The organism is Vibrio sp. 779(2023), assembly GCF_033344285.1.
Lineage (GTDB): Bacteria > Pseudomonadota > Gammaproteobacteria > Enterobacterales > Vibrionaceae > Vibrio > Vibrio alginolyticus.
This window is the reverse complement of sequence record NZ_JAWPOM010000010.1, coordinates 1-13764: the sequence shown is the minus strand read 5'-3', so window position 1 is coordinate 13764 and position 13764 is coordinate 1. Positions and strand designations below refer to the sequence as shown.

Here is a 13764-nt window from a genome sequence, read left to right as displayed (position 1 = left end):
TTACTCACCCTCTTGATGACGGTTTGCGCCACAAAAGCTGTGCAATACGCTTTTGACGCGTTCTTCCATGCGATAATTAATGCTTGATTCACCGGCTTCAATCTGGACGTCACCTCGATTGAGCGATGGTTCAGCAACTAACGTCCAGTTGCGACAATTAAGGTCTTCTTCACCATAAGCTGAACGAATAATCGCGACATCTTCTGGATTCAGGTGCAAGGTAATAGGGTGGCCTGATATTGGTAGCGCTTCGACCGACTGCTTCACCGTATCTAAAATAATTTGAGGGTTGGTTTGTACTTCAACGTGCACCACTTCTTTGACTAAGCAGAGCACCATATCCACCAGCTGCTTTTCAACCTGAGCATTCATCAACTCCAAAGGTTGAGCAAACTGATTGGCCAAGTTCATAAAGGTTTCAACTTGCTGCTGAATGTATTCTTGCCCTGCAGTCACCCCTTCAGCTTTTCCGAGCTCAAGACCTTCAGCATGGCCGGCTTGCAACCCTTCTTCTTTACCTTTGTCGTAACCTTGCTTAAAGCCAGCTTCCTGACCTTGATGTAAGCCTTCTTGATAAGCACCTTGCTTAATCAGTTCAATTTGTTCTTCGGTTAGCGCAAGTGGCTGCTCTTCTTCAGGCTCATCAAAATTCGGCACCCATCCCGGGTCATAGTTGAACGCGGTTTGTTTTGCTTGTTTGGCTTTAGGCTCGCCATAATCAGGCAGCCCCCAACGTTGAGGTTCGATCATCGAATCATCTTCATCAGGACGGATAAATCCACGTTTTCTATCGCCAGCCATGGGTTACCTATTGTGTGTTCGATTAAGAAGTGAGGGTGCTCCGCAATAGGATAATTGCGAAGCAATAGAAATTATAAGAATTCGTCAGCACCGCCAGACAACATGAGCTCACCAGCATCCGCCATTCGACGGGCAATTGCTAAGATTTCTTTCTGAGCGGCTTCTACATCTGCCACTCGTACTGGCGGCATCGCTTCTATGTCATCACGCATCATATCAGCAGCACGTTTAGACATGTTCTTGAAGACTTTCTCACGTAACGAGTCATCTGCACCTTTGAGTGCTTTTTGCAACACGTCTTGTGGTACGTCACGCAGCAACTTCTGAATACCTTGGTCGTCCACCTCGACTAAGTTTTCGAAGACAAACATTAGGTCTTGGATTTGCGTCGCCATGTCTTCGTCCTGATCGCGAATTTGTTCCATTAACAAACCTTCGACGTTGTTGTCTAGGTAGTTCATGATCTCCGCTGCTGCTTTCAGGCCGCCAATTTTGGCTGCTTGTGCACCCGCTTGACCCGCGAACTGTTTCTCCATGATTTCGTTCAGCTCTGCCAATGCTGATGGCTGAACTTCTTCAAGGTTGGCAATACGCATCATCAGATCCAAACGCACGCGCTCAGGGAACTGAGACAAAATCTCTGCAGATTGGTCTGCTTCTAAATAAGACAATACGATAGTTTGAATCTGTGGGTGTTCATTGACAATAATGCTCGCCACTTGGCGTGGGTCCATCCATTTCAAAGAATCCAAACCTTTTGAGCCCGTACCAAGTAGGATCTGGTCAACTAAGTTGTTGGCTTTGTCTTCACCAAGAGCGGCAACCAATGCATTACGCATAAAGTCTTCGCTGCCCATACCAATGTTGGTGTATTTCTGGATATCCTCCAAAAACGCACGATGAACAGCAGATACCTTGTCTTGGCTGAGATCCTTCGCGCGAGCCATCGCACTACCAACACGCTGAACCTGTTTTGGTTCTAGGTGACGGATAATGCCAGCTGCATCTTGTTCATTAAGGCTCAGTAGCAAAATTGCCGCTTTTTCTTCGCCAGTAATGGTTGAAACATCCAGCTCTACTGGCATTCCCGCGGCGTTGTCATCTTGAGGTACGATATCGTTAGCCATTGTCATTCATCCAGTTTTTCACTACTTGAGCAGCCAGTTCAGGTTCATTCGCAACCAGAGCGCGAACCGCTTTCAATACATCTTCATCTTTATGAAGGTTTGGCAAATCAATACTTGAGCCAAACTCGAACAGTTCGCTGCTTTCGATGTCACTGCCAATCAAGCTAGTTTCACCATCCGCACCAATCGGCAAGCCGTCTGGTCCGTACATTTCGTCTTCATCATCGCTGGTAGGGTTAAGCAATTTCTTCATTGCTGGGCGAACCAGAACCAACACAACCACAATAATCACTAATGCACTTGCGAACCAACGAACCCAATCACTGAAGTTAGGGTGCTCCCAAATTGGTGGTTCTTCTAGCTGCTCAGCCTCTGGCTCAGCAAACTTTACACTCAATACATTCAGTAAATCGCCACGACCTTGATCAAAGCCGACGGTACCAATTAATACTTGGCGAATGGCATTGATTTCAGATTCGGACATTGGGGTATAAGTCACTTCACCCGTATCAGGGTTAACTTGACGACGGTCTTTAATCGCAACAGAAACGGTCTGACGAGCCACCGTTCCGGTCTGCTTTCGCTCGTGGCTGATGGTGGTATCTAGCTCGAAGTTACGCGTGGACTCTTTACGAACTGAACCCTGCCCCATGACAGAACCATCTTTCATTTGAGCCACATCTTGCGGAATTGAGGCATCCGCTGGAGGCTGATTACTCAACGCACCCGGAATACCCGCTACCATGTTACCGTTATTGTAATCTTCGAGTGCGTACTCACTGCGGGTCGCAGGGGTGTTCGGATCAAAGCGTTTGCGAGTTTGTTCAACCGCACTGAAATCCATTTGGATATCAACCTGCGCCGTATAGTTGCCATAACCTAAAATGGGTAATAGTACGGAATCAATTTTTTCGCGCAGCGCTTGCTCTTGGCTGCGTTCTAATTCTTGTTCTTTGCGTCGCGCCGCAGAAGCGGGATCTTGGGAGCCTGAGCTGAGTAAGCGGCCATGCTGATCTGTGACGGTAATTCGAGAAGTTTTCATTCCCGGCACGGCACTCGCTACCATGTCGACAATAGAATCCACTTCTTGCTGCTTAAGGTTCGTGCCTGTCGACAATGTCAAAAATACCGACGCAGACGCTTCCTGGTTATGACGCACAAACACGCTGTGCTTTGGCAGTGCCAATAACACTCGTGCTTTGCGAACTTGCTTCATTTCTTCAATTGCTTGAGCTAATTGGCGCTCTCGACTGAGTTTGAGACGCTCTTGCTCGAGACGTTGTGAAACACCAAAACCCATGTCTTGCAGCAAAATATCATCGCCTGCTTCTGTAGCTTGGTTAACGCCGGAACGAACCATGCCAAGTTTGATCGAGTTGTACTCACTCGATTCAACAGAAACAGTATTGCCATCAAGCTTATAATTGATTTTCTGCTGGTCCAGATAATCCAGAACGGGGATCAATTCTTCGGTCTCATACGCACCAAGTGGGCGCATCTCCGGTTCTTTGACCCAAAAGAACAGCATCACGATCAATGCAACACAGATGGAGATCGACAGCACAAGCACAACCTGACGAAGTAAATCGAGGTCGCCCACTGCCATATCGAATTTTGACGCACTGCGCTCCTCTAGATCTGGATTTTGACTCTCCACATCCACATCGGAACTTGCTACCAGTGCACCATCTGAGCCGCCTTCAGTGACGGTTAAATCTGTAGACTTGTCTGCCACACTTATTACCTAAATTACACTGGCATGTTCATGAGATCTTTATATGCCTCAACGAGTTTATTGCGAATTTGAACCGTCGCATCAAAAGCGACACTAGACTTGTTACGAGCGATCATAACGTCAGAAAGGGATACATCGGCATCACCACGATCAAAACGGGTTTGTAAATCACCAGATGCTTTTTGAAGTGTGTTCACGTTATTGATGGCTTTAGTTAGGAGATCGTTAAAATCCGCTCCAACTTTCGCCCCACTTGCAGTAGGAGCCGTATTGGTTGCTTCTACCATCATGGCGCGCATTTCTGCCTGAATACCATCAATTTTCATTAGCACCTCTAAGCCAAAAGATTGACTATTAACAAAACTGATTATTGACACAGCAATTAACGTGCCATAAGACATTAGCAATCAATTTACTTACACTTTTCGTCTTATGGCCGTTGTCTGTGTTAATTCGGGATATCTATACCAGCATCACGCATTTTGGCAAGCTTATAGCGCAAGGTTCGAGGGCTTATACCCAGTTTCTCCGCCATTTCTTTGCGTCGACCATTACACTCAACCAAAGTCTCTAAAATAATGGCGTATTCTTGATCGCGCAGCTCGCTGCCTAAGCCTTCTCCACCAGTTACTGGGCGGCTGACACTCTCAGCTTGAGCAACTGGCTTAACATTGGGCACGACCATATCTGCATTTTGCACCACGTGTTGTAAGCTATTGGCATCTTGCCAATCTACGCCCTCAAGCAAAATGTGCTCAGCATCGATGTCGCCATTTTCACTTAATATCAGCGCTCGTTGAACCACGTTATCCAATTCACGAACATTACCCGGCCAAGGGTATTGCAATAGTTTTTCTAACGCAACGGTCGAGAATTGAGGCACTGGCATGCCCATTTTACTGCAATGACGCTCAGCAAGATGCTTGGCAAGCGGTGCAATATCGCCTTTACGTTCTTTAAGTGCAGGCCACGCAATTGGGAATACATTCAGGCGGTAATATAAGTCCTCTCTGAAGTTTCCTTCTGACACGTATTGCTTAAGATCACGGTTACTAGTCGCTAACACACGAACATCTAACTTGATGCTTTTGCGACTGCCTAGGCGCTCTACTTCTCGCTCTTGCAAAACACGCAATAACTTCGCTTGCAGGTTCAAGTCCATTTCGCTGATTTCATCAAGCAAGATTGTGCCACCTTGTGCTTGTTCGAACTTTCCTGGGCATGCCTGAACAGCACCAGTAAATGCGCCCTTTTCATAGCCAAACAGTGTTGCTTCGAGCATATTGTCAGGAATCGCGGCACAGTTAATTGCGACAAAAGGACCATTTTTACGATTTGACGCGTTGTGAATATAACGCGACATCACTTCTTTACCTGAGCCACTCGGACCTAGCACCATAACATTCGCATCTGTACGCGCCACTTTATCGGCCAACGCGAGTAAGCGCAGACTTTTCTCATCAGCAACGATAGCATCACCGTTGTCATCACTTTTTATCGGTGCATAACGACTGACCATATTTAGCAACACTTCTGGTGCAAATGGTTTCGCCATGTAGTCAATCGCGCCATCTTTCATTGCAGACACGGCATCTTCAATGTTGGCGTACGCCGTCATTAGCAATACTGGTAAGTTAGGCCAATTCTGCTTGATGCTTTTGAGCAGAGCTAAGCCACCCATACCCGCCATTTGCACATCAGAAACGACGATATCAACCGTATTCGATTTCAGCTTTAACAGTGCATCTTCAGCACAGTCCGCTTCCAACCACTCATACCCTGCCAGAGCCAGAGTATCGACTAGGGCTTCACGAAGACCTTCATCGTCTTCTACGATCAGCACTTTGCTTTGCGCCATTATGATTCTCCAGAAATTGTTATTACCAAAAGCCGCTTATTGCGCTTCTGTTTGCACTCGCTCTAGCGGAATGCACATGGTGAAGCAGGCTCCATCACCCTGCTCTGAAATAAGTTCCAATCGACCGTCATGGGCACGGCAAACCATTTGAACAACTGCCAACCCTAATCCAGTTCCTTGAGAACGTGTGGTAAAAAATGGCTCCATAATTTTGGCTTGCAGTTCTTCGGGCACTCCCGGTCCGCTGTCTTGCACAGAAATGCGTAACTCACCATTTACCGGGCGGAAAAAAATATCGACTTGCGATTCTTTACCAGACATTTGAATCGCATTCATGACCAGATTACTCAATGCGGATGCAATGGCGTTCGCATTGCCTAGTAGTTCAGTTTGTTCTTCTTCCACTTCTAGGCAGTAATCAATACTGTTGTTTTTTAGCGCGGTTTCGACCATCGGCTGATATTCCGCTACCAACTGGGCAATCGTAAATGGCTTAATGACTTTATTATCACCACCTTTAGCAAAAAGCAGCATATCATTAACCTGCTTTTCCAAATCGTGCAGTCGATCCATTAATTTGGTTTGGAAGCGATCTTTTGTCGCTGGAGGAAGATTTGGCGCTCCCAAATTGGATGCATATAACATAGCGCTCGACAGCGGCGTTCTTACTTGATGAGCAAGCGATGCAACCATACGTCCTAACGACGATAAGCGCTGTAAATCACTGACACGAGCTTGAAGTAAACGGGTTTCGGTTAAATCGGTAATCAGGATCAATTGACCTGTTGTGGACGCCGAGATGGCGAGTCGAACTTTACGGCCATTACGTAATGAAACTTCATGGCCATCATCTTCACGTGGGTCAAACACCGCCTGGATAACGTTGAACCATTTTTCGTTAACCAGTGGAATCTCAAGAATTCGGTGCGCTTCTGGATTTGCTTCACGGACTACTCCGTACGTATCGAGCAAAATCACTCCAGCAGGCATCACATCGAGCACCTGTTTGTAGCGCTCAACCTGATTCTCTACGGAATCTAAATGGGATTGATTGGTGTTGTTATCCATTACTGCCTGTCGAAATATCGCCGCTAAAACTAAAATAGCTTGGCAAGCAATTAGCGTACCAAGCTATTCTTTATATTTATCAGGATGTTAAGCTATCGACAATAAGTTGACACTCAGAGATAACGGTTTTGGATGCCAGAAAAACGATGTTAACTAGCACAAGTGATAATTCAGATATCGTCTTAAAACTTCACTTTACCTAGCGCTGTAAGTTGTACTTACGCATTTTTTCCACCAGCGTAGTACGTCGCATACCCAGCATGTCGGCCGCTCTTGCTACAACGCCACCCTGCGCTTCTAATGCTTGGCTGATCATATTAACTTCTAAATCAGCCAGCAGCTCTTTCAAATTAACCCCTTCCGGTGGCAGCGCTTGCGGGGCGTTCATGCTGTGATCAAGGTCGTCTTGATCTTCAAAGCTAAAATCTTCAGAGAAGATGTCTTGGAACACATCACGCTCTTGTTCTTCAACCGAAATAAACGGATTACTTTCTGGTTGGAACTCCGGGATATCACTGTAGCGATATTTGGTTGGTAAGTGGTTTACATCGACTAAGCTATTTGGGTACAGAATGATCATTCGCTCAACAAGGTTCGCTAACTCACGCACGTTACCCGGCCAGTTGTGCTCCATCAATGAATTGATCGCACGAGGGGTAAAACAGATAGGTTGTCCGCCTTCCGCCTCTAAACGTGTCATCAGTTCTTGCAGCAGCAATGGTATATCTTGTTTGCGCTCTTTCAGCGCTGGCATCTCAATCGGAAACACGTTCAGACGATAGAACAAGTCTTCTCGGAACGTGCCTTCTTCAATCATATTTTCTAGATTACGGTGTGTCGCCGCCACAACTCGAACATTTACCTTGATGGTACTATTGCCACCTACACGTTCAAAGCAGCGTTCTTGCAATACACGAAGCAACTTTACTTGCATCGACATTGGCATATCGCCAATCTCATCAAGAAAGATAGTGCCACCGTCTGCGAGCTCAAATCGACCTTTACGGGCAGTTAACGCACCAGTAAACGCGCCTTTTTCGTGACCAAATAATTCGCTTTCTAGGAGCTCAGGCGGTATTGCACCACAGTTAATAGGTACAAATGCGCCATCGCGGTATGAAGAGTGATAGTGGATGTTACGCGCAACAACTTCTTTACCCGTACCGGACTCACCTAAGATCAACACGTTTGCTTCCGTGTTTGATACTTGCTCAATCAGGTGTCGAACTTCTTGAATACCTCTACTTTGACCAACTAAGCTGCGAAAAAGCGTGTTTTTGCGTGCACTAGCAACAACATTCACTCCTTTTCGCCCCAGAAAATCTTTGCAGTGGCGTAACGCTTCACTAAGCTGTGGGTAATTAAGCGGCAGCTCTAGTTCACCAACAAAATTTGGAAGATCATCAACAGGCAAAGGAAAACGGCCCATGACTAGAAGAGGGATGTGGTAAGCGCTGTTTAAATGAGAGATAACCGTACTCGCCGCTTGACCTGCTGGAATATTACCAACAATACAGCACGACCATACGCTAGACCAATCAACATCGCTGAGCTGATCAGAACTGACCGCTTCGCAATTTTCTCCAACAAATTCCAATATATTGCTTAAATTTAAACGACTTGATGCGTCATCATCAATTACAAGCAGCTTTGCCAAACCATGCATAAGTAAGAATGATTGCCTTTATTTTAGGTGCGTTGCGGCCAAACCTTGATTTGCGCAATTGGGTGCTAAAGAAGGCAGAACCACCACACTCAATTTACGATAGACAAAATAGGAAAATCAGCAACAAAAAAGCCATTAGGGCTACTAATGGCTTCTATTTTATTTGAATATAAAAATAAGGCAACCAAGCAATGGAGAGGTGTGAGCTTGATAGAAACTTTGCTACACAACTCGTTGCGCAATTGACAAATATATTCGTCTAGTATCTTAACGCATTGTTTTGACTATTAAATACCAACTTCAGCAGCGGTAAGATTATGAAACTCTGTTGGGATTTGGTCCCAAGCGGACTTGATCTCACGGATAATGTCGATAACGTCGTCGATCAGCTGAGGCTCATTTTGATGGTTAGCAGCAGAAATTTGCGTGATCATAAACTCATACAGTGAATCTAAGTTTGAAGCAATATCACCACCGTCATCCATAGATAGACAGCTGCGTAGCGCGATAATGATGTCTAACGCTTTACCTAAGCGCTCACCTTTTGCTGGAATATTGCCTGCTTGCATGGCTGCTTTACCTTGAATAAGGCGCTCAATCGCACCAGCCATAAGCATTTGAATGACTTTGTGCGGAGAAGCCGCGCTAAGCTGGCTGTCGACTGATACCTTTTTGTATGCTTGCAAAGAACCGCGCATAGTAATCCTCTTTTAAATAAATTTTTTGTACTGCTGAAGTGAACGCTGGCCATAACGAAACTTATGGAGCTCTTTTCCGACCTTTGACGTTTCCGATTGCATCAGCTCGACAATTCTTTTGGTACGAGTTAGCAATGCTTGCCACTCTGCATCCTGCTTAACCAAAGGATTTTGATGAATAATTGGTAACAGGTTTTGCAATAACCGTTCCCTGATATCGACCAAGCGAAGAATTTCTTCAGCATTAAAATCAATTTTTTCTAATTCTTGCGTAATTAGTTGATCTATATCACTAATTTCCATGAGTTCTTTTTGCATTTATTAACCCAACGCACTCATCAAAGCGCCTAACTGGCCCTGCATTTTACCGGTCGCATCTTGCATAGCGGTAAACTTCGCATGAGTACGCTTCTCTAGGCTTTCCATGCGGCGATCTAATGCCGCTTGATCGTCACTCAAACGGTAGTTTTGTTCTGTGAGACTTTTTTCTCGAGTACGAATACTGCCTGTAATACCTGTGATACCGTGAATCGCATCTTCTACTCGTTTAGCAAAACCTGTGTTGCCACCGAAGAACTTTTCTAACTCGTTGAAGTTATTGTTCAACTGGCGATCTAGCATGTCATAGTTGATTTCTAGGGTGCCTTGACGTGTCGTCGTAATGCCAAATTCTGTTAAGGACTTTAGGTTTTCAGGCGCCTTATCGATTCGAGTAGAAAAGACCGATTTTAATCGTGAATCTGCACTGCGTACGGTGCTGTCACCTGACAACGGCCCTTTTTGACCAGTTACCGGATCCACACTCGCCAACGCTTGGGAGGTTTGATAAAACGAGTTATACGCTGCCACAAAGTTTTCGATATCGTTGCGTACACTTTGACGGTCGTACTCGACACCAATTTCAGCAGGCGGTTTATTCGGTTCTGATTTGCCTTTTAGTGTTAAATCAACACCTTCGATCGCATCTTCAATCACATTGTTGTGGCTAGATAGCTTTGCCACGCCATCAAGCAGAACTTCTGAATCTTGCCCTGCTTGTACTTCTGTCATTCCAAGGTATTCTTCAAAAGCAGATTGTGCCTTTGCGATTTTCGCTTCTGCTTCATCAATTTTTTCCAGACGCTCACGTTCTTGAGGATCAAGTTTAGCGCGATGAATTTGCTTAGCTTGCGCTTCGGAAAGTTCACCACGTGCCACTTTTTCGTCTAACGCTTGCTTTTCACTCGCAATTTTTTGCTCGATTTCCGCTTTTTCTTGCTCAAGAAGCTGCTTAGCCTCTTTCGTCGTAACGTAAGAATCAGTTAGGGTGCCCGATGCGGCATTATTCCAGCCTGGTACATCTGGTGCCTTCTCTATTGCCTTTTCGTCGAGTTCGAGCTCTGGTTCTTCATAAGAGTCCAACAAAGTACCTGACGCAGTTTCTGTCCACCCTGGAATTCTGTCTTCAGGGCGTAAACTCGCGCGTCGGTTGGCTTCATCAATGGCTTCTTGACCAGCTTTGGCTGCTTCTGCACCCGCCGCAGAGATTGGCGCTTGCGATGCATCATCTTGTACATCGTCTGCCGCTTTTTGCTCTTCTGGAGGTAGAGGATTGCCGTTTGCATCCAGCTCTTCTGCTGGTTGTTCCGGAAATTTAAGAGGACCTAAGACATCTTCCGCCGCTGAACGAGCTTCTTCAAGCGCGTTGACGCGGTCTTCAAGTGTTTGGTATTCGAAATATTTAAGAGGGTTGCCTTTTTCTGCCTCCACACTGACTCTGATTTGATGATCCTTACCAGAGAGGTTAGAAGCAAGGATAAGGCGTGGACCTTCGGCGTCGTTAATAAGAGATGCACGAACGCCAGGGTTATCTTTAGCGCCATTGATGCCACGTACGACATCGATGAGCTTAGATCGGGAACGAACATCGATGTTAAAACGCTCATCACCAAGCGAAATCTGCAGCTTACCAGGGCCAAATTTTGCGTCTTCTGGCAATACGTCAGAAGCGACTTTATGGCTCTGAGCAAGCTGCAACACATCGATAGCATATTTGCCAGCGATAGCATCTGTGGTTGCCGTGGCAGATACGATATTGTCATTGGTCGTTTCGACGGTGCGAACGGCAAATGCTTTCTCCTGACGAAAGTTCGCCATGAGATTTTTCATCGTATCCAATGATTCTCTGAGTCGCCCGTAAGCACTGATACTGGCATTAATTGTCGTGCGTTCGTTGTCGATGCGTTGCTGCTTTGGTACGCGTTCGGCATCCACAATTTTGCTGACCATGGAATTAATATCCATGCCGCCAGACATCCCCAAAGGGCCTAAACTCATCAAATCACCTCTAAAAACGACTTACACTTTTTCAGTCAACAACCCGCTGTTGGCTGTGTGCTCAGCTAGGCGACGCAATACCACTAGCATTTCTTCATCAGGAATTTGACGAATCACGTCACCGGTATTGGCTTCATAAATCGTCACCACATCTCGTCCGGATTCTTCATCCACTCGAAATGCGACTCCTTTGTTTATGGACGTGACAAATTCATTCATTTGCGCGACCAATTTTTCACGTTCTTCTTTGTTCAGTTCTTGACGGCTTTCAGCCATCTCGAGCGCAGCTTGAACAGAGAAGTCGTATTCGGTGTTTTTCGCTTTTTGCGGCGAAATCTCACCATTTGAATTTGCTGGGCTAGACGTGCCTATATCATTGCCATTTTTATTTGCAAACTTTGTGCCATTTGGCGTGCCGTAAGGCTGGATGTTCGATGCGTAGGAGGATATATCCATTACAATCTCCCTTCCACCTTATGGGCTAACGATAGAACCTATCGCTTTGGTGCCCCAGCACTAAGGTGTTGACCTCAGGCTGGGTTTACCACTTAGCCCAACAAGCTTAGCGCTGCAGATGGAGACTGCTTCGCTTGAGCCAGGATTGAAGTACTTGCTTGCTGAAGAATTTGCGACTTAGTCATCGCAGTGGTTTCCTTCGCGTAATCAGTATCTTTAATACGGCTTTTAGACGCGTTAACGTTCTCGTTAATGTTGTCTAGGTTGCTGATTGCGTGGTTGAAGCGGTTTTGGAAAGCACCGAGTGAAGCTCGTTGGCTGTCTACGGACTTAAGAGCGCCGTCGATAACCGCTACTGCTTCTTGAGAGCCAGCTACTGTGGTTACGTCGATGTCTTTCACTGTTACGTCTTTCGGACCACCAAAGCCGATCTCGTCTGCTAGGTTGCCAGAAAACTCAACATCACCTTCAACTTTTTGAGAAGAAGCAAATACTTGTAGTTTGCCATCTTCGCCAACAGAGGCTTTTACATCATCGTTTTGACCGTTGATGTATGTCGCTAGCTGTTCAATATCATCGCCTTGCTTAGCGCTGATTGATAGCTCTTTCTCTTCACCCTGCTTGTTGGTGTAGCTCATTTTGAACTCTGTTTTCTCACCAACAGTCCAAGATGCGTCTTTACCCTCTTCTGCTGCGTAGCTCTTACCACCCATTGCTGAAGTGTCTGAGCGTAGGTTACCCATAGAAAGCATCACTGCTTCACCTGAGTCCGCACCGATTTGGAAAGATTGAGTACCGTAAGTACCGTTTAGAAGCTTGTTACCACCGAAAGAGGTAGTTTCAGCAATACGGTTTAGCTCGTCGTTTAGCGCTGTTACTTCTTCTTGGATCGCTACACGCTCTGCTTTTGAGTTAGAGCCGTTCGCCGATTGAAGCGAAAGATCACGCATACGTTGTAGGATGTTGGTAGATTCATTCATTGCACCTTCAGCAACCTGTGCAATAGAAATACCGTCGTTTGCGTTTTTCACTGCCATGTCTAGGCCACGGCTTTGTGCATTCAAACGGTTTGAAATCTGTAGACCTGCAGCATCGTCTTTCGCGCTATTGATTTTATAACCCGAAGACAAACGCTCCATTGATTTTTGTTGACCGTCAGCTGCCTGGTTTAGGTAACGCTGTGCAGTCATCGCAGAAACGTTAGTATTAACGTTAATCGCCATAATTGATCTCCTTAAGGCTTTAGTGAATGTACCGTCGTGTCTCTCACCTCACTTAGGTACATCTCATTTCTCTCAGTCCCTTTAACGGCGACCGATGAATATCCTTTAGAAGAAATTTTCAATTTTTTGCGATTATTTTCTTTGGCTTACTGAAATGTGATGAAGCTCTAATGTCGTGATTCGCAGAAATCCTGGGGCCCCAAAAGACAGAAAAAAACCCAGCCGAAGCTGGGTTTACTCGCTCATCTCTCACCACGAGCCAATGAGGTTCTCGTCTTAGGTTTGAAATTAACCTAGCAGACTTAGCGCTGAGTTTGGCGCTTGTTTCGCTTGCGCAAGGATTGAGCTTGACGCTTGCGATAGAATTTGTGACTTGGTCATTGCCGTCGTTTCTTTCGCGAAGTCAGTATCTTTGATACGGCTCTTCGACGCATTCACGTTCTCGTTAATGTTGTCCAAGTTGCTGATTGCGTGGTTGAAACGGTTCTGGAATGCACCTAGCTCTGCGCGGTGGCTGTCTACGTATTTCAGTGCTGCATCGATGATAGCAACAGATTCTTGTGCGCCACCAACTGAGGTTACGTCGATAGTATCTACCGTTACTTTTTTACCTTCGCCCAAACCTAGTTCACCAGATAGACCGCCTGAAAACTCGACCTCGCCCTCAACTTTGTTGTTGCCAGCGAAGATTTGCAGTTTACCGTCTTGGTCTACAGAGGCTTTCACTAGGTCAGTTTGGCCGTTAATGTAAGTCGCAAGCTCTTCGATATCGTCACCCGCTTTTGCGCTGATGTTGATTTCTTGCTCTTGGCCGTA

Annotated in this window: 13 protein-coding genes; all 13 read right to left on the bottom strand. The window is 45.9% G+C overall.

The features are described from left to right. A complete protein-coding gene (fliH, locus tag R8O70_RS13865; RefSeq protein ID WP_005394317.1) occupies nucleotides 1–801 on the bottom strand; it encodes a flagellar assembly protein FliH in 801 nt (266 codons plus the stop codon). 71 nt (nucleotides 802–872) lie between these two features. Then, a complete protein-coding gene (gene fliG, locus R8O70_RS13860) occupies nucleotides 873–1928 on the bottom strand; it encodes a flagellar motor switch protein FliG (RefSeq protein WP_005380470.1) in 1056 nt (351 codons plus the stop codon). After that, nucleotides 1921–3663, bottom strand: a complete 1743-nt coding sequence (gene fliF, locus R8O70_RS13855; protein WP_005380462.1) for a flagellar basal-body MS-ring/collar protein FliF — start codon at nucleotides 3661–3663, stop codon at nucleotides 1921–1923. The genes fliG and fliF overlap by 8 nt, the downstream gene beginning before the upstream one ends. Nucleotides 3664–3677: 14 nt before the next feature. Then, a complete protein-coding gene (gene fliE, locus R8O70_RS13850) occupies nucleotides 3678–3989 on the bottom strand; it encodes a flagellar hook-basal body complex protein FliE (protein ID WP_005384482.1) in 312 nt (103 codons plus the stop codon). A gap of 122 nt (nucleotides 3990–4111) precedes the next feature. Beyond that, the gene (locus tag R8O70_RS13845; protein ID WP_005394318.1) at nucleotides 4112–5521 is read right to left on the bottom strand and encodes a sigma-54-dependent transcriptional regulator; all 1410 of its coding nucleotides are present in this window, start codon (nucleotides 5519–5521) and stop codon (nucleotides 4112–4114) included. 36 nt (nucleotides 5522–5557) lie between these two features. Continuing rightward, the gene (locus R8O70_RS13840) at nucleotides 5558–6589 is read right to left on the bottom strand and encodes a sensor histidine kinase (protein WP_005380459.1); all 1032 of its coding nucleotides are present in this window, start codon (nucleotides 6587–6589) and stop codon (nucleotides 5558–5560) included. Nucleotides 6590–6788: 199 nt separating this feature from the next. After that, nucleotides 6789–8255: a sigma-54 dependent transcriptional regulator gene (locus R8O70_RS13835; protein ID WP_005380458.1), complete on the bottom strand. Its 1467-nt coding sequence runs from the start codon at nucleotides 8253–8255 to the stop codon at nucleotides 6789–6791. A 287-nt stretch (nucleotides 8256–8542) separates the two neighbouring features. Further along, the gene (gene fliS / locus R8O70_RS13830; RefSeq protein WP_005380457.1) at nucleotides 8543–8953 is read right to left on the bottom strand and encodes a flagellar export chaperone FliS; all 411 of its coding nucleotides are present in this window, start codon (nucleotides 8951–8953) and stop codon (nucleotides 8543–8545) included. 12 nt (nucleotides 8954–8965) lie between these two features. Then, nucleotides 8966–9271, bottom strand: coding sequence for a flagellar protein FliT (locus R8O70_RS13825; RefSeq protein ID WP_005380456.1), 306 nt, complete (start codon nucleotides 9269–9271; stop codon nucleotides 8966–8968). A gap of 3 nt (nucleotides 9272–9274) precedes the next feature. Next, on the bottom strand, nucleotides 9275–11269 hold the full coding sequence (fliD, locus tag R8O70_RS13820; protein ID WP_213967828.1) for a flagellar filament capping protein FliD: 1995 nt from the start codon (nucleotides 11267–11269) through the stop codon (nucleotides 9275–9277). Nucleotides 11270–11290: 21 nt separating this feature from the next. Continuing rightward, entirely contained in the window at nucleotides 11291–11725 is a 435-nt protein-coding gene (gene flaG, locus R8O70_RS13815) for a flagellar protein FlaG (RefSeq protein ID WP_005380451.1), read from the bottom strand. A gap of 92 nt (nucleotides 11726–11817) precedes the next feature. Beyond that, a complete protein-coding gene (locus R8O70_RS13810) occupies nucleotides 11818–12948 on the bottom strand; it encodes a flagellin (RefSeq protein ID WP_005380449.1) in 1131 nt (376 codons plus the stop codon). Between the two features lie 288 nt (nucleotides 12949–13236). Further along, a partial coding sequence (locus R8O70_RS13805) for a flagellin (protein WP_206946719.1) occupies nucleotides 13237–13764 on the bottom strand: 528 nt, incomplete at its 5' end.